Here is a 19,882-nt window from a genome sequence, read left to right on the forward strand (position 1 = left end):
CCGGAGACGCCGCGTACGCGTCCGGCGCCTGCTGCCGCGACTGCCCCTGATCGACCATCGGCGCCGGCTAACCGCCGTGCCGGAACATCGCTTCGTCCCATGCGCACGCGGCTGTGCATCCAGGCCCGGGCCGAATGCCCGAGGCCGGCGGGACTCAGGCCAGGATGCGCAGCAGCGCGGCCAGCGCGATCGCGGCGAACACGCCGGCGATCACGTCGTCGACCATCACGCCGAAACCGCCCTTCACGCGCCGGTCCAGCCAGCGGATCGGCCATGGCTTCCAGACGTCGAACAGGCGGAACAGCGCGAAACCGGCCACCGGCATCCACCACGCGAGGCCATCGGCGGGAAGCAGCGCGCCCAGCAGCGGCAGCAGCGCCAGCCACTGGCCGATGAACTCGTCCCAGACCAGGCTGCGATGATCGTCCACGCCCAGCGCGCGGCCGGCGATGTCGCAGGCACGCACGCCGACGGCGAAGCCCGTCAGCAGCACCAGCACGTAGCCCCACGCGGGCAGGCCGCGCAGGACCAGCCACGGCAGCAGCGCGGCCAGCGAACCGAACGTGCCCTGCGCCAGCGGCGCCAGGCCGGAACCAAAACCGCAGGCGAGCCAGCCCCACGGCGTGGCCAGCAGGGCACGCCTTTGCGTGGCGCTCAGGCGCTTTCTGTCATTCACGCGAAATGCTCCCAGCCCGGCGTGCCGGGCTCCATCCAGCCACCGTCGTGGCCACGTACGCGCACCCCGGTGCCGGCCACGATCCGGCCGATGCGAGTGGCACCGCAGCCGAGCCGCGACAGGTCGGCCTGCACCTGGCTCAACCGGTCGGGCGGCACGCAGAAGCACAACTCGTAATCGTCGCCGCCGCCCAGCGCAAAGTGCAGCGCGGTGGCGTCGTCGTACAGACCCAGCAGCGCCGACGAGCGCGGCAGCAGCGCGGCGTCGATCTCGGCTCCCACGCCGCTGGCGGCGCAGATGTGGCCCAGGTCGGCGAGCAGGCCGTCGGAAACGTCGACGCAGGCATGCGCCTGCCCACGCAGCGCGACACCGGCGGCCAGCCGCGGCGTCGGCCGGTTCAGCCGTTCGACGAGGTAGTCGCGCAACTGGCCGCGATCATCCTCTTCACGGCGCCATTGCTGCAGCACGTTCAGGCCGGCGGCGGCATCGCCCAGCGTGCCGGTGACCAGCACCGCGTCGCCCACGCGCGCACCGGCCCGGGTCAATGCCTTGCCCGGCGGCACGAAGCCGTGCACCGCGACGCTCACGGTCAGCGGGCCGCGCGTGGTATCGCCACCGACCAGCGCCAGCCGGTGCACAGCGGCCAGCCGCGAAAATCCGTCGACGAAGCCTTCGACGAAGGCGCGATCCGCCTGCGGCAGGGTCAGCCCCAGCAGCGCCCAGGCCGGCGTGGCACCCATCGCCGCCAGGTCGGAGAGGTTCACCGCCAGCGCCTTCCAGCCGATGTCGGCCGGATCGGTACCGCGCGGAAAATGCACGCCTTCGACGAGCGTGTCGATCGCCACCGCCAGCTCCTGCCCGGCGGGCACGGCGAGCACGGCCGCGTCGTCGCCGATGCCCAGCCGCACGTCGTCGCGCGCCTGCACGGTGCGCTGCCGGATCAGCTCGATCAGGTCGAATTCCATCAGCGTCGCTCGCCTCTGTTGCCGGGCCCGTCAGCGCGTGAACAGCAGCACCGGGTCGCCCATGTAGGTGGTCTGCTGGCGCAGCGCAAAGCCGGCCTTTTCGGCAAGGCGGATCGAGGCGGCGTTGTCCGGATCGATGATGCATACCGCGGTGTGGTCGCCCAGATGCGCCTGGCCCCAGGCCAGCACCGCTGCCAGCGCTTCGCTGGCGTAACCCTTGCCGTGACTGTCCGCGGCCAGCACCCAGCCGAGTTCGGGCATGCCTTCGAGCGAGGGTTCGATCTCGCGCCGGAAATCGGCGTAGCCGATGTCGCCGATGCAGCGACCGCTGGATTTCTCCTCGATCGCCCAGTAGCCGTAGCCGAGCACGCACCACAGGCCCGGATAGCGCAGCAGCCGCAACCAGGCTTCCTGCCGCGTGGACGGGCGACCGCCGATGTAACGCACCACGACCGGATCGGACCAGATCGCCAGCAGGGCGTCGTGGTCGTCGGCGCGATGGCCGCGCAGGCGCAGGCGCGCGGTTTCGAGCGGAGGCACCGGATCGATGCCCGCAGGCACGACGGCGGGCTGCATCAAGCGCCCTTCTCGAGCGCGCGCAACTCGGCGGCCAGCTTGTCCAGCACGCCGTTGACGTAGCTGTGACCGTGATCGGCGCCGAAGCGCTTGGTCACCTCGATCGCCTCGTTCAGCACCACGCGGTAAGGCACGTCGGGCCGATGCTTCAGTTCGTAGGCGGCCAGCCGCAGCGCGGCGCGTTCGATCGGATCGACCTGCGCCACCTCGCGATCCAGGTGCGGACGCAGGCAGGCATCGAGCTCGTCGACGTGCTGCTCGACGCCGTGCAGCAGGTCCTCGAAATACTCCAGGTCGGCCACTTCCATGTCCTGTTCGTGGCGGAACTGCTCGATCACCGCATCCATGTGGCTGCCGCTGAGCTGCCATGCGTACAGCGCCTGCAAGGCACGGCGGCGTGCCCGCGAGCGCGCCTGCAGGTCGAGGCCGTGGACGCGCGCGCTCATCCGAGTTTCCGGTAGAGGTTGGCCATCTCCAGCGCCGCCAGGGCGGCGTCGGCACCCTTGTTGCCGGCCTTGGTGCCGGCGCGCTCGATCGCCTGTTCGATGGAGTCGGTGGTGAGCACGCCGAACGCCACCGGCACGCCGGAGCCGAGCGCGGCCGAGGCCAGGCCCTTGGCGCATTCGCCGGCGACGAAATCGAAATGGGGGGTGGCGCCGCGGATCACCGCGCCGAGCGCGATCACCGCCGCGTACTCACCCGAATGCGCCAGCTTGTGCGCGACCAGCGCGATTTCCCAGGCGCCGGGCACGCGCACCAGCTCGATCGCGTCATCCGCCACGCCATGGCGCAGCAGCGCATCGCGGGCGCCGGCAACCAGCGGCTCCACCACGAAACCGTTGAAGCGTCCGGCGACGATGGCAAAGCGGCCGTTGGGCGTGGCGAAATCGCCTTCGATGGTCTTCATGGTCTGTTCCTGGGAGCAAGCCCGTGCGGGCCGGCCATTTTACGGCTTTTCGGGCGGGCCGGCCGGGTTGGCGCAATCGAGGTGGGGATAGCCGCCGATTTCCAGCCGCGCGCGGCCGTCCTCGACGCGCAGGCGCGCAGGCGCGCCGAACGGCAACGTGAGCTGTTCGGCGCCATGGCCGTGCGGCAGGCCGTCGACCAGCGGCACGCCGGCGACGGCGCGGATCTGGGCGAACGCGTCGCGCAATTCGTAGCCGTTGTCGCGATGGCCGGGCGCGCACTGGCTGAAGCTGCCCAGCAGCAACGCCTGCTGCCGCCCCAGCACGCCGGACAGATGCAGTTGGTACAACATGCGCTCCACCCGGTACGGCGCCTCGCCGACGTCCTCGACGAACAGGATGCCGTCGTCGATGACGGGGAAGTACGGCGTGCCGAGCAGGCTGCACAGCATCGCCAGGTTGCCGCCCCACAGCGGGCCGTGCAGGTCGAGCTCGGCGCGGGCGGAAGTCGCCCAGGACACCTGCGCCGTCGGCGCGGTCAGCGTGGCCCAGAACTGGCGCCAGCTGAAGTCATCCGGCACCTCGGCGCCGAGGTCGGCCAGCAGCGGGCCACTGAAAGTGCACAGGCCGCTCTTCGCATGCAGGGCCAGTTGCAGCGCGGTGAAATCGCTGTGGCCGACCAGCGCGATCGGTGCGCCGTGCAGGCGTTCGCGCAGCGCAGGGTAGTCGAGCTGCGGCAACAAGCGCGCCGCGCCGTAGCCACCGCGCGTGGTCAGCGCGATGTCCGGCAGCACCGGCGCCGTCGCCAGCGCGTTGATGTCGGCCGCCCGCTCGGCGTCGCTGCCGGCGAAACGCTGCGCGAAACGCGCCAGCACCTCCTCGCCGTCGACCGTGCAGCCCGCCTCGCGCAGGCGCGCCACGCCGCGCGCCATGGCGACAGGATCATGCGCATGGCCCGAGGGGGCGATCAGGCGGATGTGGGCGGGATGCATCGCAAGCTCTCGGCGACCGGAATGCCGGCAAGTATCCCGCGCACGACCGGGCGGCGCAGGGGCAACCGCAGGGCGGTTCGGCGGTTCGGGCGCACGCCGCTCAGCAGGGTACGGCCAGCGGATCGTCGGGCATCTCGTCGATCGCGTGGCGGGCTTCGCCCAGCACCGCCTCGACCTCTCGCACCACGTCCTGCGCCCGTGCCAGCCCCGCTTCGGGCACCATCACCGCGATGAAATCCATCGCCGGCAACTGGCCGACGCCGCCGGTGAGGTACTCGCCGGCGATGAACGCCGGAATCTCGGCCGCCTCCAGCGCATCCTTGACCAGATGGGCGTCGAACAGGTTCTGCGCGCGGTAGACGGTGTGCATGAGCGGCAAGCTACCCCGCGGCGCGGCGCGGGGCAAGGCCACGGCGTTCTTCGCCCGGTCCGGGCGACGGGGTAAACTTTGCGGTTTCCACCACCGCGCGCGAGCGTCACTCGATGCCGACCGACCACCCCGCCCCCATCCCCGCCTCCGCGCCGCAGGACTTCATCCGGCAGATCGTGCGCGACGACCTGGCCTCGGGCAAGCACGTGGAGATCCATACCCGCTTTCCACCGGAGCCCAACGGCTACCTGCACATCGGCCACGCGAAGGCGATCTGCCTCTCCTTCGGTATCGCCCGCGAGTTCGACGGCTGGTGCAACCTGCGCCTGGACGACACCAATCCCGGCAGGGAAGACCCCGAGTTCGTCGAAGGCATCAAGGAGGACGTGCGCTGGCTCGGCTTCCGGTGGCACGAGCTGCGCCACGCGTCGGACTACTTCGACGTGTTCTATCGCGGCGCGCTCAAGCTGATCGAGGACGGCAAGGCCTACGTCGACGACCTCGACGCCGAGCAGGTGCGTGCCTATCGCGGCACGCTGACCGAGCCGGGCCGCGACTCGCCGTATCGCACGCGCTCGATCGAAGAGAATCTCGACCTGTTCAAGCGCATGCGCGCCGGCGAATTCGCCGACGGCAGCAAGACCCTGCGCGCGAAGATCGACATGGCCGCCGGCAACATCAACCTGCGCGATCCGGCGCTGTACCGCATCCGCAAGATCGCCCACCAGAACACCGGCGACGCGTGGCCGATCTACCCGATGTACGACTACGCGCACGCGCTGTCCGACGCGATGGAAGGCATCACCCACTCGCTGTGCACGCTGGAGTTCGAGGATCACCGGCCGCTGTACGACTGGTGCGTGGACAACGTCGACCTGCCCGCGAACCCGTCGCTGTGGCAGTCGGTGGTCGAGGCCGGGCTGGAGGCGAAGCCGGCCAAGCCGCGGCAGATAGAGTTCTCCCGGCTCAACCTCAGCTACTGCATCACCAGCAAGCGCAAGCTGGCGCAGCTGGTCAGCGAGAACTTCGTCGACGGCTGGGACGACCCGCGCATGAACACCTTGCGCGGCCTGCGCCGGCGCGGCTTCACCCCGGCCGGGCTGCGCCTGCTGGTCGAGCGCGTGGGCGTCTCCAAGCAGAACAGCGTGATCGACTACGCCGTGCTGGAAGGTTGCATCCGCGAGGACCTGGACGCCACGGCCGCGCGGCGCATGGCGGTGCTCGACCCGCTCAAGCTGGTGCTGACCAACCTGCCCGCGGGCCATGAGGAAACCCTGACCTTCCCCAACCATCCCAAGGACGAAAGCTTCGGCACCCGTCAGGTGCCGTTTGCCCGTGAGGTATGGATCGAGCGCGACGATTTCGCCGAGGTGCCGCCGAAGGGCTTCCACCGGCTGAAGCCGGACGGCGAGGTGCGCCTGCGCGGCATCGGCATCGTCAAGTGCACCGAAGTCGTCAAGGATGCCGCGGGCAACGTGACCGAACTGCACGGCACGCTCGATCCGGACACGCGCCACGGCCTGCCCGGCGCGGACCGCAAGGTGAAGGGCACGATCCACTGGGTCAGCGCGAAGCACGCGGTGGCCGCCGAGGTGCGCCTGTACGACCGCCTGTTCAGCGTGCCCGCGCCCGATGGCGAGGACGATGGCAAGAGCTGGCTGGAGCACATCAACCCCGAGGCCAAGCGCGTGGTCAGCGGCTGGCTGGAGCCGGCCGCCGCGAACGTCGACCCCGAGCAACGTTTCCAGTTCGAGCGGCTGGGCTACTTCGTCGCCGATCGCCACGACCACCGCGCCGACGCGCCGGTGTTCAACCGCACCGTGACCCTGCGCGACGTCTGGGCGCGCGCGGCCGGCCAGTAGGAAGACCGCGATGCTGCCGCTGCAGATCCACCTGACCCTGCCGCCCTGGATCGGCGACGTGGCCGATACCAACAAGCGCTACCACAGCGACGAGGAGCGCGTGGGGCTGGCGATCGAGCTGTCCCGGCAGAACGTGGAGCGCGGCGGCGGCGGGCCGTTCGGCGCGGCCGTGTTCAACAACCACAGCGGGCGGCTGGTCGCCGTCGGCGTCAACCGCGTGGTGCCGCAAGGCTGCTCGGTCGCCCACGCCGAGATGATGGCGATCATGATCGCCCAGCAGCGGCTCAGCCGGCACCGCCTCAACGAGGACGGCAGCCAATACGCGCTGGCCACCAGCTCGCAGCCGTGCTGCCAGTGCTACGGCGCCAGCGTGTGGGCAGGCATCGACGAGTTGCTGATCGGCGCACGCGCGGAAGACGTGGAGGAGCTCACCCAGTTCGACGAAGGCCCGCTGCCGGCGGACTGGATCGGCGAACTGGCCCGCCGCCACATCGCCGTGCGCCGCGACATCCTGCGCGACCAGGCCCGTGACGTGCTCGCCAGCTACGGCGCCACCGGCACGCCGTATTGAGCCGCTGGCGCGCCGCGCTGCCGCTGGCCCTGCTGTTGCTGGCAGGCGTGCTGCTGTTCGCCTCGGGCTCGCTGCACGCGCTGACCCCGCGCCAGTTGCTGGCCCACCAGGCCGAGCTGCACGCCCTGATCGAGCAACACCCGTGGCTGGCCCGGCTGGCCTACGTCGGCCTGCTGACCCTCGGCGTGGCTACCGGCATCCCCGGCACCATCGTGATCATCCTGGCCGGCGGCTTCGCCTTCGGCGTGGTCGACGCGACACTGACCTCGTCGCTCGGGCTCACCCTTGGCGCGCTGATCCTGTATCTCGCCAGCCGCCAGGCGTTCGGCCCGGGCAGCGCGCAGCCGCCGCCGCTGGTCGCGCGGCTGCACCACGGCTTCGAACGCCATCCGGTCAGCTACACCCTGTTCCTGCGCTTCGTGCCGGTCCTGCCGTTCGGCGCGGTCACCGTGGCACTGGCCTGGCTGCGCTGTCCGCTGTGGCTATTCCTCGGCGCCAGCTGGCTGGGCGGCACGGTGTCGCTGGTGTTCGAGACGTCGGTTGGCGCCGGCCTGGCCGACGCGATGAGCGAGAGCGACCGCATCGGCCTGGGCCTGTTCATGCACCGCGAAGTCCTGCTGCCGCTGGGCGCGATCGCCCTGCTCGCCCTGCTGCCGCTGCTGTTCGAGCGGCTGGCCCGCCACCGGCGTCGCCGCACGGGGGAGTAAGCGCGCGCCGGCGCTTCCCTTTGCGCGGGGTTGCGCTACATTCCCGGCAACGGCGCCCGGCGTGCACGACGCATCCCGCGGCGGTACCGGGGTATCGGCGGGGTGTTCCGACGGGGCGGGCAGACGATGGATCTGGCGGGCAACTCGTGGCTGGCAAGGTTGTGGCACCACACGTCGCTGGTCCAGCGCATGGCCTTCGTGGCGCTGGTGCCCACCCTGATCACGGCTGCATTGCTGGTGACCCTGCTCACCCAGCGGCAACTGGACACCCTGCATCAGATGGCGCGCGGCAACGCCAACGCCATCGCCACCCAGACCGCGTCGGTGTGCGTGCAGCCTCTGCGGACGATGCGGCTGCGCGAACTGCTGCGCATCGCCGATTCGATCGGTGAACTGCCCCATGTGACACGCGTGCAGATCCGCACCGCGGACGGCCAGATCCTGGCCGATCATCGCGCCGCCGACGACGGCCACGACGTCACCAGCGTGGTGCGCGAGGTCGTCGACACCGCGCAGGCGACGCCCCAGGTGCTGGGCTCGGTACTGGTCAACGTGAGCCTGCGCGACGCCGTCGCCGCGCAACGGGCCACGCTGCGCCACGCCTTGATCGTGCTGCTGCTGAGCCTGCTGGTGGCCGGCGTGATCGGCTGGCAGGCGGCGCGCTGGATCAGCGCACCGCTGCGGCGCCTGGCCGGCGCGGTGGGGCAACTGGGTCGGGACGACCAGCCCGCCAGCGTGCCGGTGACCGATCACACCGAGATCGGCGAGCTGCAGCGGGGCTTCAACCACGCTGCCGCCGCGCTGTTCGAGAGTCGCCGCGGCCTGCGCGAGCGCATCGAGGAGGCCACGCTCGAACTGGAACACAAGAATGCCGCGCTGGAAGCGGCCAGCGAGGCCCGTTCGCGTTTCCTCGCCGCCGCCGCGCACGACCTGCGCCAGCCGCTGTACGCGCTGACCCTGTTCTCGGCCGCGCTGGCGCTCGACGAACACGACCCGCAGCGGCTGGACCGCATCGCACACATCCAGGAATGCGTGCACTCGCTCGACCATCTGTTCGGCGAGCTGCTGGACCTGTCGCGGCTGGAAGCCGGCGCGGTGCAGGTCGAGATCAGCGAATTTCCGCTCAACCAGGTGTTCGCCGCGGTCAGCCGCACCTTCAGCATGGTGGCCGAGCAACGCGGGCTGGTGCTGCGCCTCCACCCCGTGCGCGACTGGGTACGCAGCGACCGCACGATGCTCACGCGCATGCTCAACAACCTGGTCAGCAACGCCTTGCGCTTCACCCACCGCGGCGGCGCCCTGATCGGTGCGCGCCGCTGCGGCGGCGACCGCCTGCGCATCGAGGTGTGGGATACCGGCAGCGGCATCGCCGCCGAACACCTGGCGCACGTGTTCGACGAGTTCTACCGCATCGACGACCACAGCGACCCCGGGCTCGCCGACGGCTCCCAGTCGGGCCTCGGCCTGGGCCTGGCCACGGTACAGCGCCTGGCGCAACTGCTCGACACCGTGGTCGGGGTGGACTCGCGCCCCGGCCGCGGCAGCATGTTCCACTTCGAGCTGCCGCTGGCCAGCGCGCAGATGTTGCCGCCGCCGACGGAGGCGGAGGAAGAGCCCGCCGGCGACCTGGCGGGCCGCCGGGTGCTGGTGCTCGACGACGATCCGGCGATCCTCTCCGGCATCCGCTTCCTGCTGCGCAGCTGGGGCTGCGACGTGGCGGTGGCCGAAGACCATCAGCAGGCGCAGGAGGCGATCGAGAACTGGCCGGCGCCGGTCGACATCGTGATCTGCGACCTGCACCTGCGCTCGGGCGAGCGCGGCATCGACCTGTTCGCGGAACTCGACCGCCTCTACCAACGCGACGGCGAAGCGCGCTTCGCGCGTCTGCTGGTGACCGGCGAGACGCGCGCCGAGCGCCTGCAGGAGGTGCTCGCCGACAAGCTGACGGTGCTGTACAAACCGGTCTCGCCGCAGCGCTTGCGCAGTGCGATGCTGGCCGCGCTGGCCGCCCGTGACGGGGCGTGACGCCGCCTGGATTCGCGAACGGCGGCGCGTGGGGAGTTGGTGGGTCGTCCGGGATTCGAACCCGGGACCAATAGATTAAAAGTCTACTGCTCTACCAACTGAGCTAACGACCCGTGCAAGCGCCCGGCCGTGGCCGGGCAAGCCTTCGATTTTACGGTGTGCTCCATGATGGCACAAGCAAACGCGCGCTCAGGCGTAGCGCGTGGGATCGGCCATGCCCGCTTCGCGGAAGCCCTGCGCGCGCAGCCGGCAGGCGTCGCAGTGGCCGCAGGCGCGACCCTCGTCATCGGCGCGGTAGCAGCTGACCGTGGCCGAAAAGTCGACGCCGAGGCGACGACCTTCGCGCGCGATGTCGGCCTTGCTCATGTGCATCAGCGGCGCGTGCACGCGGATACCCGCCCCCTCGACCCCGGCCTTCGTGGCCACGTTGGCCAGCGCTTCGAACGCCGCGACGAAGGCAGGCCGGCAATCCGGATAGCCCGAGTAGTCGACCGCGTTGACGCCACACCAGATGTCGCTGGAGCCGAGCACCTCGGCCCAGCCCAGCGCGATCGACAGCATGATCGTGTTGCGTGCCGGCACGTAGGTCACCGGGATCTCGCTGCTGTCGCCCGCATCCAGCGGCACCTCGATGTCGGCGGTGAGGGCCGACCCGCCGATGCTGCGCAGGTCGACCGCCACGGTCTTGTGCTCGACCGCACCGAGCATGCTCGCCACCCGATCGGATGCCGCCAGCTCGGAACGGTGGCGCTGGCCATAGGCCACGCTCAACGCGTGCACCTGGTAGCCCTGCTCGCGGGCGATCGCGATGGTGACGGCCGAATCCATGCCGCCGGAAACGAGTACGACGGCCTTGCGGGATTGTGGGTCAGGCATGGTTTGCATCCATGGAAAAAGAAAAACGGCGAGAAGCGAGTGAAGAGGAGTGAGAAGTGGGAAAAGGCGTTGCTCGCCGCTGTTCTCTCACTTCTCGCTTCCTCTACTTGCCTTTCGCGTCGTTCCACAGCAGCTTGTGCAGCTGCAGCTGGAACCGCACGTCGAGCTTGTCGGCGAGGATCCACTCGGCCAGTTCGCGCGGTTCGACCGCGCCGTGCACCGGGGAGAACAGCACCATGCAGCGACCGGTCAGGGCGTGCTCGGTCAGCATGGCGCGCGCCCACTCGTAGTCACCGCGGCTGGCGAGCACGATCTTGATCTGGTCGTGCGGCAGCAGATGATCCAGGTTGGACCACAGGTTGCGGCCGCTCTCGCCGGAATCGGGCGCCTTCAGGTCCATCACCTTGTGCACGCGCGCATCCACGGCGGACACGTCCAGCGCGCCGGAGGTCTCCAGCGACACCTCATAGCCGGCGTCGCACAGCTTGCGCAGCAGGATCAGGCAGCGCTTCTGCGCCAGCGGCTCGCCGCCGGTGACGCAGACATGCTTCGCGCCGTGCCGCGCGACCTCGACCATGATGTCGTCGATCGCGTGCCAGTCGCCGCCGTGGAACGAATACTCGGTGTCGCACCACACGCAGCGCAGCGGGCAACCGGTGAGGCGCACGAACACGGTGCGCCAGCCGATGGCGTCGGCTTCGCCCTGGATCGAATGGAAGATCTCGGTGATGCGCAGGCGCTCGGCAACTGCCGTCGCAGGCGTGGCGGAGGCCACGCGCGTATCGTCACCGCTCACCGCCGCCTCAACCGCCGGCTTGGACTTGCAGGCGCTGCAGGCGCTCCTGCGCCAGGCTCGCCGAGTCCGATCCGGGATACTTGGCAATGACCTGCTTCAGCGTGGCCTTGGCCGCGTCGACCTGCTTCAACTCGATCTGGCAATAGCCGATCTTGAGCAGCGCGTCGGGGGTCTTGTCGCTCTGCGGGAACTGCCCGACCAGTTGCTTGAACGCATCCAGCGCCACGCCGTAGTTGGTGGTGACGAAATACGATTGCCCCAGCCAGTACCAGGCATTGGGCACCAGCGCATGGTTCGGATACTGCTGGATGAAGGCACGGAACTGCCGCGAGGCCGCCGCGTAATTGCCACCGCGGATCGACTGGAATGCCGTGTCGTAAGCTGCCTGTGCCGCGGCCGGATCGGCCGTGGCAGCGCTGCTCGACGCCGGCGCTGGCGCGCTCGACGCGCTGGCGGAAGTTGCCGCTGTCGTCGCCGCTGCCGCTGCCGGGGTGCCGGATGGCGCCGGCGGATTGCCCGCACCGCCGCCTTCGAGGCGCGCCAGGCGCGCGTCGAGGTCGCCGTACTGGGCCTTGTTCTTGTCCTCGAGCACCTGCAACTGATGCTGCAGCTCCTCGATCTGACCTTGCATCTGGCGTACCTGCGAGCTCAGTTGCTGGATCTGGTTGACCAGGCCGGTGCCGCTCTGGTCGCGATTCTGCGTCTGCTGCTCCAGCCGGCTGACACGATCCGCCAGGCTGAGCCGGGCGTCCTGGGCCAGTACCGGGAACGCGAACAGCATGGCGGACGCCAAGGCGCCCGCCATGCTGATCCTGGCCGAAAAACCCTTAGCCAGTCGCTTCATCATTACTGCGCCGTGTAGACGATCTCGACGCGGCGGTTCTTGCTCCAGCAGTCTTCATTGTGCTCGCGGCAGACCGGCTTTTCCTTGCCGTAGCTGATGACCGTCATCTGGCTGGCCGAGGCACCGTTGGCCTGCAGCGCGCTGTCGACGGCATTGGCACGACGCTCGCCGAGGCCCAGGTTGTACTCGCGGGTGCCGCGCTCGTCGGTGTTGCCTTCCAGACGCAGCTGGGCGCTCGGGCGATCCTGCAGGTACTTGGCGTGGCACGCCATGATCTGCTGGAACTCCGGCTTGATCTCGGACTTGTCGAAGTCGAAGTACACGACGCGCTGACGCAGGCAGGCATCGGTATCGAGGTCGGCGGGGGTGTACTTGCCATCGGACGCGGGCGCGGTCGGCGCCGGTGCGGTCTGCTCGACCGGCGGCTGCGGCTTGACTTCCTGCTTCTTGCTGCACGCTGCTGCACCCACGCAGAGCAAGGCAACCAGGGCAATGCGAACGGTTTTGTTCATGGTGACGTTCCTTATAACGAGTTGAGTTCCGACAAACAGATGACGAGGAGGTTACAAACGCTGGCCGCCGGTTGACCGGCTGTTATTTTCACATGCGAAAGATCGACGATGCGTGACGCTGCATGCCGCTCTGCCCGGCGGGTCCGCAACTGCGTCCCACCCGAAACCGAAACGCGCCGATGGCGCCGTCCGGGCCCGTTCCATGGGCATCATGCCGCCGTGCGGCTGACCGCACGGCGACATGAAAATTCAAGGTTCCCGATAAGGCCCCCAGGCGGGTTCCTGCACGTTGCCCTCGGCGAGGCGCAGGCGATCACGCACCATGCCGTCGCTGGACACGGAATACAGGACTCCACGACTACCTTCGGTGGCTGAATACAGCAGCATGCTGGCATTGGGTGCGAAGCTGACCGAGTCGTCCAGCGGGCCCGGCGAAAGGAACCGCTGCTGCCCGCCCAGACTCTGATCCTGAATGACAATACGATACACGTTCCCGCCGCCCTGCACCATCGCGATCTGCTTGCCGTCGTAGCTCACCGAGGCCTTGGCGTTGTACTGCCCCTGGAAGGTGATCCGCTGCGGCGTGCCCCCGGCGACCGGGACCTGGTAGATCTGCGGCCGACCGGACCGGTCGGAGGTGAAGTAGATGCTCTGGCCGTCCGGCGCCCAGACCGGCTCGGTGTCGATCGACAGGCTGTTGGTCAACCGGGTGGCCTGGTGGCTGGCCAGGTCGATCACGAAGATCTCCGGGTTGCCGACATAGGACAGCGACACCGCCAGCTTCTTCCCGTCCGGCGACCACGACGGCGCGCCGTTGATGCCCTTGCGGGCCGATACCAGCTGGCGCGCGCCGGTGAGGATGTTCTGGATGCGGATCGAGGAGTTGCCGTCCTCGAACGAGACATAGGCGATGCTGGAGCCGTCCGGCGACCACGCCGGCGACAGCAGCGACTCGCGCGAGCGCACCGCCACCTGCGGGTTGTAGCCATCCGAATCGGCGACGATCAGCGAATAGGTCGTGCTGTTGCCCAGCCCCACCGAGGTGACGTAGGCGATGCGCGTCCAGAACGCGCCGCGCACGCCGGTGATCTTCTCGTAGACCTTGTCGGCCATCCGGTGCGCCACGCCGCGCAGGTCGCCGGCCGGCGTGGTGAAGGTGCCGCCGAGCAGTTCCTGCTGCTTGTTGACGTCCCACAGCTCGTAGGTGACGGTGAGCGTGCCGTTGCCGGCATCCGCGATACGCCCCACCACGATGTAATCCTGCTTGAGCAGCCGCCAGGTGGCGAACTTGATCTCCGAACCCTGCGCCGGCGTCTCCACGATGTCGCTCCTGGCCAGCGAGCGGAACTTGCCGGAGCGGTTGAAATCGCTGCGCATCACGTCGGCCACGTCGGTCGACAGCGGCGCACCGCCCTGCTGGGCGAACGGCACCACCACGATCGGCGTGGCGGTCTTGACGCCGCCGATGATGTCCACCGTCAGCGGCGACTGGGCCACCACCGGGCCGGCAAACAACGCGGCCGCGGCCACCATGAGTAGGGCGATGCCTAGGCTGAACTTTCGCGTGGGCTTGGTCATTGCGGCCTGAAGGTGAAGGTGAGATTGCGCCGGAACACTTTTTCGAAACCCTTGTACGGCAAGGTCTTGGTGCGGAGCACGGCGTTTTCCACCGAGCGCCTTCCGGCCTCGTCGTACGGGCAGCTGGAGTCGACTGTGGCGCTCAGGACGTCACCACCGGGTGATTGCACGATGTGAACATCGCAGGGAGCCTCAGGCATGTTATCCGGACGCAGCCAGTTCGGTGTGACCGCATTCTGAATGGCCGCTGCGTACTCGCTGCTCAGATCGCTGTCCGGACTGTTGTTGCCGCTCTGCAGCTGGTCGGTGGCCGGCAGGTCGGGACGGGCGTTGTCCTGGGCGTTTTTCAGGTCGGCCAGCTGCTGCTGGGCCTGTTTGGCCTTGTTGTCCAGCTGCCGGGTCTGCGCCGAGGCGGCCGCCATCTTGGCGAAGATCGCGTCGAGCTTCTTGCGCTCCTCCTCCTTCTTTTTGGCCGCCTGGGCGTCCAGTTCGGCCTGGCGCTGGCGCTCCTTTTCCTCCTGCACCTTTTTTGCTTCCTCGGCCTTCAGCGCCGCGTCCTCGACCACGCGCTCCTGGTCGACCGTGTCCGGATGCTTTGGTGGTGGCGGCAACTGGCTGACCGCCGGCTTGTCCGGCGTCGGCTTGGGCGGCGTCACGGTGGGCGGCGGCGGCACGGTGTTGGGCACCGGCTTGACCTTGACCGCCTTGGGCGGCGGGCTGCCGGTGGGGCCGATCAGGGTGGCCTCGATGATCGGACCCTGCAGCTTCAGCGGTGCCGAGCAGGTGATCGGGTTCATCCACGACGGCAGGTGCAGCGCGTTGAAGAAGCTCTCGTACGACGCGCACGGCAGCACGGCGAGGAACAGGAACCCCACGATGCCGATATGCAATACGGCGGACAGCACGACCGCCTTCGGCGTCGCCCTACTTTCGTCCATCGGACGCGCCCTTGCCTGGCTCGTTCGCGGGGCCCGGCTGGCCCATCAGGCCGACCTTGGCCACGCCGGCGGCCTGCAGGTCGGCCAGCACCTTGAACACGCCGCCATAGCTCCCGCGCTCGTCGCCGCCGACCAGCACGTTCACCTGCGGATTTTCACGCACGAAGGCGCCGACCTTGAGCTTGAGCGTGTCCTCGTCCACCAGCTCCTTCTTCGCCCCGCTCAGGGTCAGGTAGAGCTGGCCGTCCTGCAGCACCGACACCAGCACCGGGTCCTTCTTCTGCTGCAGCGACTTGGCATCGGACTGCGGCAGCTGGACGTCGACGCTGTTGTTGAGCATCGGCGTGGTGACCATGAAGATGATCAGCAGCACCAGCATCACGTCGATGTAGGGCACGACGTTGATCTCGGATTTCAGCTTGTAGCGCTTGTGGCGCCCGGAGGTTCGCATGATCGCTCTCCGCTCAGGCTGCGTCGTCGGTCTGGATCTGCCGCTGCAGCACGGAGGAAAACTCCTCCTGGAACACGTCGTAGCGCGAGGCGATGCGCTCGACCTTGGTGGCGTAGCGGTTGTACGCCCACTGCGCCGGAATCGCGGCGAACAGGCCCATGGCGGTGGCGATCAGCGCCTCGGAGATGTGCGGCGCCACCACGGCGATGGTCACGTCCTTCATGTCGCCCAGGCCCTGAAACGCGCCCATGATGCCCCACACGGTTCCGAACAGGCCCACGTACGGGCTGATCGAGCCGACGTTGGCGAGAAACTCCAGGTTGCGCTCGAGCAGGCCGATCTCGCGGGTGCCGGCCACCTGCATCGCGCGCTCGGAACCCTCGATCGCCGCGCGCGCGTCGTGCGTCTTGCGCTGGCGCTGGCGGGCGAACTCGCGGAAGCCCGATTCGAAGATGTTCTCGATGCCGCCGCTGTCGCCGCGATTGCTGACCTCGCGGAACAGCTGGGCCAGGTCGCCGCCGGACCAGAAGCGCTCCTCGAACGCCTCGGCGTCTTCCAGCGCTGCCTTGGTCTGGGTGTACTTGCGGATGATGATCACCCACGACAGGAACGAGAACACCAGCAGGATAAGCAGCACCAGTTGCACCGGCAGGCTCGAATCGGCCACCAGCGTGAAAATGTTCAGTCCACCATTCATGGCTTGCAGGTACTCCGCGGATTTCGACGAGGGACGGGTGTCAGGCTTCGGGTTGCGGGATCAGATCCGGCGGTATCGCCGCCGGCCGCATGCGTTCCAGCTCCACGCACGCCACGCGCACGCTGGCGCGAACCAGGCACTTGCCGTCCGCCTTCATGATCGTCTGGGCGAACAGGATACTGGCAGCGCGGCGTTCTTTGACTTCCACCGTTACCGACAGTTCATCATCCAGCAGGGCGGGACGCAGGAAGTCGATGTGCATGTCGCGCACCATGAAGGCCAGCCCGGTGGCCTGCTTGTAGGCCATCTGGTCCACGCCCAGCGCGCGCATCCACTCGCTGCGGGCGCGTTCCATGAAACGCAGGTAGCCGGCGTGGTAGACCACGCCGCCGGCGTCGGTGTCTTCCCAATAGACGCGCACCTTCCAGCTGAAGGGGGGCTCCGCGGCAAGCTCAGGCATCGTCGGTCCCGCCGTCGAACAGGTCGGCCGCCTGCGCCTGCCGCGGCGGCGGGGTCAGCCCAAGATGGCGCCAGCCCCGGGCGCTGACCATGCGGCCGCGGGCGGTGCGTACCAGGTAGCCTTGCTGGATCAGGTACGGCTCGACCACGTCTTCCAGCGTGCCGCGGTCCTCGCTCAGGGCGGCGGCCAGCGATTCCACCCCGACCGGGCCGCCGTCGAAGTTCTCGATGATCAGGGCAAGCAGGCGTCGGTCCAGTTCGTCGAAACCCTGCGGATCGATCTTCAGCATGTCCAGCGCCGCCTGTGCCGCTGCCAGGGTGATCTCGCCACCGGCGCGCACCTCGGCGTAGTCGCGCACCCGACGCAGCAGGCGGTTGGCGATGCGCGGCGTGCCGCGCGACCGGCGGGCGATCTCCTGCGCGCCGTCCGCCGCGCACACGATGCCGAGAATCCTCGCCGCCCGCCGCACGATCGCGGTGAGCTCGTCGGTGGTGTAGAACTCCAGCCGCTGCACGATGCCGAAGCGATCGCGCAGCGGGGCGGTGAGCATGCCGGCGCGGGTGGTGGCGCCGATCAGGGTGAACGGCGGCAGGTCGAGCTTGATCGAGCGCGCGGCGGGGCCTTCGCCGATCATGATGTCGATCTGGAAATCCTCCATCGCCGGATAGAGCACCTCCTCGACCACCGGCGACAGGCGGTGGATCTCGTCGACGAACAGCACGTCGTTCGCCTCCAGGTTGGTCAGCAGCGCGGCGAGGTCGCCGGCGCGTTCCAGCACCGGGCCGGAGGTGGAGCGCAGGTTCACGCCCAGCTCGTTGGCGATCACGTGGCTGAGCGTGGTCTTGCCCAGGCCCGGCGGACCGAACACCAGCACGTGGTCCAGCGCGCCGCCGCGCTTCTTCGCCGCCTCGATGTAGATCGAGAGCTGCTCGCGCACCGCCCGCTGGCCCAGGTATTCGGCCAGCCGCCTGGGGCGGATGGTCGCCTCCAGCGCTTCGTCGTCGAGCTGGGCAGCGGCGGTGATGATGCGCGCTTCGGTCATGCGGGGATTATGGCAGGCTCACACCGGGTATGTAGGAGCGCACCTTGTGCCCGGTGCCCCTCTTCACGGCGCGCAAAAGCTTCGCGCACACAGGGCGCTGTCCTGCAGCTTCAGATTTCCACCTGAGCGCCCAGCTCGATCAGCCGGTTGCCGGGGATCTGGAAGAAGGCGGTGGCGGGCAGCGCATTGCGCGCCATGAAGGCGAACAGCTTGTCGCGCCACGGCGCCATGCCGGGGCGCCGCTCGCTGGAAACGATGCTCTCGCGCGACAGGAAGAAGGTGGTATCCATCATGTCGAAACCGAGCCCTTCGCGGGTGCAGCGCGACAGTGCCAGCGGGATGTTGGGGTCCTCGGCGAAACCGAAGCGCAGCTCCAGGCTGTAGAAATCGTCGCTCAGCCGGCTGATGTGGATGCGCTCCTCGGCATCGGCCACCGGCGTCTCCAGGATTGCCACGGTGAGCAGCACGTTGCGCTCATGCAGCACCTTGTTGTGCTTGAGGTTGTGCAGCAGCGCATGCGGCACGGCCTCCTGGTTGGCGGTCAGGAACACCGCCGTGCCCGGCACCCGCATCGGCGGATGTTCGGTCATGTTCTCGATGAACGGCGCCAGTGCCAGGCCGCCCTGCTTGATCTCGCGCACCACCAGCTCGCGGCCGCGGCGCCAGGTGGTCATCACGGTGAACAACAGCACGCCGAGCACCAGCGGGAACCAGCCGCCGTCGGGAATCTTCAGCGTGTTGGCGCCGAAGTAGCTCAGGTCGATCACCAGCAGCAGCAGGCCGGTGAGGATCACCACGGTGCGGCTCCAGTGCCACATGCGGCGCGCCACGATCATGGTCAGCACGGTGTCGATCGCCATGGTGCCGGTCACCGCGATGCCGTAGGCGCCAGCCAGGGCGTTGGAGGAGCCGAAACCGATCACGGTGGCGATCACCGCCACCATCAGGCCGCGGTTGACCCACGGCAGGAAGATCTGCCCGATCGCCTCGCGCGAGGTGTGCACCACCTGCATGCGTGGCAGGAAGCCGAGCTGGATCGCCTGCCGGCACACGGTGAACGCGCCGGAGATCACCGCCTGCGAGGCGATCACGGTAGCCAGCGTGGCCAGCCCGATCATCGGGTACAACGCCCAGCCCGGCACCGAATGGTAGAACGGGTTGGCGATCGCCTCGGGGTGGTTGAGCAGCAAGCCACCCTGCCCGTAGTAGTTCAGCAGCAGCGCCGGCATCACGAAACCGAACCACGCCGCGCGGATCGGGTAGCGACCGAAGTGGCCCATGTCGGTATACAGCGCCTCGGCGCCGGTCACGCACAGCACCACCGAACCCAGCGCCAGGAACGACGCCGCCCCGTGGCTCATGAAGAACTGCACCGCATGATACGGATTGAGCGCCCACAGCACGCCCGGCGCCTTGATGATGTTGTGCACGCCGATCACCGCCAGCGCCAGGAACCACAACACCATGATCGGCCCGAACAGCACCCCGATGCGCGCGGTGCCGTGGCGCTGCAGCCAGAACAGGCCGAGCAGGATCGCCACCGTGATCGGCACCACGTAGTGCGACAGCGCCGGCGCGGCCACCTGCAGGCCCTCGACCGCCGAGAGCACCGAGATCGACGGCGTAATCACGCCATCGCCGAAGAACAGCGCGGCGCCGAGCAAGGCCATCAGCATGATCGCCCGCCGTGCACGCACCGACTTGCCGGCCGCGCGCTGGGCCAGGGTCATCAACGCCATGATGCCGCCCTCGCCCTTGTTGTCGGCGCGCATCACCAGGCTGACGTACTTCACCGCCACCACCATGATCAACGACCAGGTGACCAGCGACAGGATGCCCAGCACCGTGCTCGGGTGCGGGTGCAGGCCGTGGTCGGGCAGGAAGGTCTCGTGCATCGTGTACAGCGGGCTGGTGCCGATGTCGCCGAACACCACGCCCAGCGCCCCGAGGATCAAGGCCGACTTGGCGCCGTGGCCGTTGTCGGTGCCGCTGGAAGCGGGCGCCTGGTCGTGCACTTGTTCGCTCATGGAAATCCTGAC

22 protein-coding genes and 1 tRNA gene are annotated in these 19,882 nt (G+C 68.7%); 4 read left to right on the forward strand and 19 right to left on the reverse strand.

The annotated features are described in order from the left end of the window. Positions 1-154: 154 nt before the first annotated feature. The 7 genes from ACVCMG_RS06175 to ACVCMG_RS06205 form a co-directional block, all read right to left on the reverse strand. Entirely contained in the window at positions 155-676 is a 522-nt protein-coding gene (locus ACVCMG_RS06175) for a phosphatidylglycerophosphatase A family protein (RefSeq protein WP_395116852.1), read from the reverse strand. Continuing rightward, the gene (thiL, locus tag ACVCMG_RS06180; RefSeq protein ID WP_395116850.1) at positions 673-1,641 is read right to left on the reverse strand and encodes a thiamine-phosphate kinase; all 969 of its coding nucleotides are present in this window, start codon (positions 1,639-1,641) and stop codon (positions 673-675) included. The genes ACVCMG_RS06175 and thiL overlap by 4 nt, the downstream gene beginning before the upstream one ends. Before the next feature lie 30 nt (positions 1,642-1,671). Continuing rightward, positions 1,672-2,217, reverse strand: a complete 546-nt coding sequence (locus ACVCMG_RS06185; RefSeq protein WP_395116848.1) for a GNAT family N-acetyltransferase — start codon at positions 2,215-2,217, stop codon at positions 1,672-1,674. Then, positions 2,217-2,663 (reverse strand): transcription antitermination factor NusB, encoded by a 447-nt coding sequence (nusB, locus tag ACVCMG_RS06190; RefSeq protein WP_447105711.1) that lies wholly within the window; start codon positions 2,661-2,663, stop codon positions 2,217-2,219. The genes ACVCMG_RS06185 and nusB overlap by 1 nt, the downstream gene beginning before the upstream one ends. After that, complete coding sequence (gene ribH / locus ACVCMG_RS06195) at positions 2,660-3,124, reverse strand: 6,7-dimethyl-8-ribityllumazine synthase (RefSeq protein ID WP_136259631.1); 465 nt, start codon at positions 3,122-3,124, stop codon at positions 2,660-2,662. Before ribH ends, nusB begins: the two co-directional genes overlap by 4 nt. Before the next feature lie 39 nt (positions 3,125-3,163). Then, the gene (ldcA, locus tag ACVCMG_RS06200) at positions 3,164-4,114 is read right to left on the reverse strand and encodes a muramoyltetrapeptide carboxypeptidase (RefSeq protein ID WP_395116844.1); all 951 of its coding nucleotides are present in this window, start codon (positions 4,112-4,114) and stop codon (positions 3,164-3,166) included. 100 nt (positions 4,115-4,214) lie between these two features. Further along, entirely contained in the window at positions 4,215-4,484 is a 270-nt protein-coding gene (locus ACVCMG_RS06205) for a putative signal transducing protein (protein WP_395116842.1), read from the reverse strand. Positions 4,485-4,597: 113 nt separating this feature from the next. Between ACVCMG_RS06205 and ACVCMG_RS06210 the strand changes: the two genes are divergently transcribed. The 4 genes from ACVCMG_RS06210 to ACVCMG_RS06225 all read left to right on the forward strand — a co-directional run bounded on the left by ACVCMG_RS06210 (position 4,598) and on the right by ACVCMG_RS06225 (position 9,649). Then, positions 4,598-6,346: a glutamine--tRNA ligase/YqeY domain fusion protein gene (locus ACVCMG_RS06210; protein WP_447105710.1), complete on the forward strand. Its 1,749-nt coding sequence runs from the start codon at positions 4,598-4,600 to the stop codon at positions 6,344-6,346. 10 nt (positions 6,347-6,356) lie between these two features. Beyond that, on the forward strand, positions 6,357-6,917 hold the full coding sequence (locus ACVCMG_RS06215) for a nucleoside deaminase (protein ID WP_395116838.1): 561 nt from the start codon (positions 6,357-6,359) through the stop codon (positions 6,915-6,917). Next, positions 6,914-7,624: a TVP38/TMEM64 family protein gene (locus ACVCMG_RS06220; protein ID WP_447105708.1), complete on the forward strand. Its 711-nt coding sequence runs from the start codon at positions 6,914-6,916 to the stop codon at positions 7,622-7,624. Before ACVCMG_RS06215 ends, ACVCMG_RS06220 begins: the two co-directional genes overlap by 4 nt. A gap of 102 nt (positions 7,625-7,726) precedes the next feature. Continuing rightward, positions 7,727-9,649 (forward strand): ATP-binding protein, encoded by a 1,923-nt coding sequence (locus ACVCMG_RS06225; protein WP_447115125.1) that lies wholly within the window; start codon positions 7,727-7,729, stop codon positions 9,647-9,649. A 37-nt stretch (positions 9,650-9,686) separates the two neighbouring features. Here the strand turns inward: ACVCMG_RS06225 and ACVCMG_RS06230 are convergent. From ACVCMG_RS06230 to ACVCMG_RS06285, 12 genes are all read right to left on the reverse strand, one after another. Next, positions 9,687-9,762, reverse strand: a tRNA-Lys gene (locus ACVCMG_RS06230). A gap of 76 nt (positions 9,763-9,838) precedes the next feature. Continuing rightward, the gene (gene queC / locus ACVCMG_RS06235; RefSeq protein ID WP_395116832.1) at positions 9,839-10,525 is read right to left on the reverse strand and encodes a 7-cyano-7-deazaguanine synthase QueC; all 687 of its coding nucleotides are present in this window, start codon (positions 10,523-10,525) and stop codon (positions 9,839-9,841) included. A gap of 103 nt (positions 10,526-10,628) precedes the next feature. Continuing rightward, a complete protein-coding gene (queE, locus tag ACVCMG_RS06240) occupies positions 10,629-11,321 on the reverse strand; it encodes a 7-carboxy-7-deazaguanine synthase QueE (RefSeq protein ID WP_447105707.1) in 693 nt (230 codons plus the stop codon). Positions 11,322-11,328: 7 nt separating this feature from the next. After that, positions 11,329-12,168 carry a tol-pal system protein YbgF gene (gene ybgF / locus ACVCMG_RS06245; protein WP_395135990.1) on the reverse strand — a complete coding sequence of 280 codons (840 nt, stop codon included), beginning with the start codon at positions 12,166-12,168 and terminating at the stop codon, positions 11,329-11,331. Then, the gene (pal, locus tag ACVCMG_RS06250; RefSeq protein WP_395116826.1) at positions 12,168-12,677 is read right to left on the reverse strand and encodes a peptidoglycan-associated lipoprotein Pal; all 510 of its coding nucleotides are present in this window, start codon (positions 12,675-12,677) and stop codon (positions 12,168-12,170) included. Before pal ends, ybgF begins: the two co-directional genes overlap by 1 nt. 249 nt (positions 12,678-12,926) lie before the next feature. Continuing rightward, the gene (tolB, locus tag ACVCMG_RS06255; protein ID WP_447115126.1) at positions 12,927-14,255 is read right to left on the reverse strand and encodes a Tol-Pal system beta propeller repeat protein TolB; all 1,329 of its coding nucleotides are present in this window, start codon (positions 14,253-14,255) and stop codon (positions 12,927-12,929) included. Beyond that, the gene (gene tolA / locus ACVCMG_RS06260) at positions 14,252-15,193 is read right to left on the reverse strand and encodes a cell envelope integrity protein TolA (protein WP_447115127.1); all 942 of its coding nucleotides are present in this window, start codon (positions 15,191-15,193) and stop codon (positions 14,252-14,254) included. The genes tolB and tolA overlap by 4 nt, the downstream gene beginning before the upstream one ends. Beyond that, a complete protein-coding gene (gene tolR, locus ACVCMG_RS06265; RefSeq protein WP_136260022.1) occupies positions 15,180-15,644 on the reverse strand; it encodes a protein TolR in 465 nt (154 codons plus the stop codon). Before tolR ends, tolA begins: the two co-directional genes overlap by 14 nt. 13 nt (positions 15,645-15,657) lie before the next feature. Beyond that, entirely contained in the window at positions 15,658-16,341 is a 684-nt protein-coding gene (gene tolQ, locus ACVCMG_RS06270; RefSeq protein ID WP_136260021.1) for a protein TolQ, read from the reverse strand. Positions 16,342-16,381: 40 nt separating this feature from the next. Continuing rightward, on the reverse strand, positions 16,382-16,801 hold the full coding sequence (ybgC, locus tag ACVCMG_RS06275) for a tol-pal system-associated acyl-CoA thioesterase (RefSeq protein ID WP_447097083.1): 420 nt from the start codon (positions 16,799-16,801) through the stop codon (positions 16,382-16,384). Next, positions 16,794-17,843: a Holliday junction branch migration DNA helicase RuvB gene (ruvB, locus tag ACVCMG_RS06280; protein ID WP_447115128.1), complete on the reverse strand. Its 1,050-nt coding sequence runs from the start codon at positions 17,841-17,843 to the stop codon at positions 16,794-16,796. The genes ybgC and ruvB overlap by 8 nt, the downstream gene beginning before the upstream one ends. A 110-nt stretch (positions 17,844-17,953) precedes the next feature. Further along, positions 17,954-19,870, reverse strand: a complete 1,917-nt coding sequence (locus ACVCMG_RS06285; RefSeq protein ID WP_395116816.1) for a potassium transporter Kup — start codon at positions 19,868-19,870, stop codon at positions 17,954-17,956. Positions 19,871-19,882 lie beyond the last annotated feature (12 nt).

The organism is Rhodanobacter sp. UC4451_H18 (genome assembly GCF_052978225.1).

What these genes read in the sequence shown, in the direction of transcription:
- ldcA (WP_395116844.1), bottom strand. Translation starts at nt 4,114, where the DNA reads ATGCATCCCGCCCACATCCGCCTGATCGCCCCCTCGGGCCATGCGCAT.
- ACVCMG_RS06205 (WP_395116842.1), bottom strand. Translation starts at nt 4,484, where the DNA reads ATGCACACCGTCTACCGCGCGCAGAACCTGTTCGACGCCCATCTGGTC.
- ybgC (WP_447097083.1), bottom strand. Translation starts at nt 16,801, where the DNA reads ATGCCTGAGCTTGCCGCGGAGCCCCCCTTCAGCTGGAAGGTGCGCGTC.
- pal (WP_395116826.1), bottom strand. Translation starts at nt 12,677, where the DNA reads ATGAACAAAACCGTTCGCATTGCCCTGGTTGCCTTGCTCTGCGTGGGT.
- ACVCMG_RS06285 (WP_395116816.1), bottom strand. Translation starts at nt 19,870, where the DNA reads ATGAGCGAACAAGTGCACGACCAGGCGCCCGCTTCCAGCGGCACCGAC.
- thiL (WP_395116850.1), bottom strand. Translation starts at nt 1,641, where the DNA reads ATGGAATTCGACCTGATCGAGCTGATCCGGCAGCGCACCGTGCAGGCG.
- ACVCMG_RS06185 (WP_395116848.1), bottom strand. Translation starts at nt 2,217, where the DNA reads ATGCAGCCCGCCGTCGTGCCTGCGGGCATCGATCCGGTGCCTCCGCTC.
- ybgF (WP_395135990.1), bottom strand. Translation starts at nt 12,168, where the DNA reads ATGATGAAGCGACTGGCTAAGGGTTTTTCGGCCAGGATCAGCATGGCG.
- ACVCMG_RS06210 (WP_447105710.1), top strand. Translation starts at nt 4,598, where the DNA reads ATGCCGACCGACCACCCCGCCCCCATCCCCGCCTCCGCGCCGCAGGAC.
- tolQ (WP_136260021.1), bottom strand. Translation starts at nt 16,341, where the DNA reads ATGAATGGTGGACTGAACATTTTCACGCTGGTGGCCGATTCGAGCCTG.
- tolR (WP_136260022.1), bottom strand. Translation starts at nt 15,644, where the DNA reads ATGCGAACCTCCGGGCGCCACAAGCGCTACAAGCTGAAATCCGAGATC.
- ruvB (WP_447115128.1), bottom strand. Translation starts at nt 17,843, where the DNA reads ATGACCGAAGCGCGCATCATCACCGCCGCTGCCCAGCTCGACGACGAA.
- queC (WP_395116832.1), bottom strand. Translation starts at nt 10,525, where the DNA reads ATGCCTGACCCACAATCCCGCAAGGCCGTCGTACTCGTTTCCGGCGGC.
- tolA (WP_447115127.1), bottom strand. Translation starts at nt 15,193, where the DNA reads ATGGACGAAAGTAGGGCGACGCCGAAGGCGGTCGTGCTGTCCGCCGTA.
- ribH (WP_136259631.1), bottom strand. Translation starts at nt 3,124, where the DNA reads ATGAAGACCATCGAAGGCGATTTCGCCACGCCCAACGGCCGCTTTGCC.
- ACVCMG_RS06215 (WP_395116838.1), top strand. Translation starts at nt 6,357, where the DNA reads ATGCTGCCGCTGCAGATCCACCTGACCCTGCCGCCCTGGATCGGCGAC.
- nusB (WP_447105711.1), bottom strand. Translation starts at nt 2,663, where the DNA reads ATGAGCGCGCGCGTCCACGGCCTCGACCTGCAGGCGCGCTCGCGGGCA.
- tolB (WP_447115126.1), bottom strand. Translation starts at nt 14,255, where the DNA reads ATGACCAAGCCCACGCGAAAGTTCAGCCTAGGCATCGCCCTACTCATG.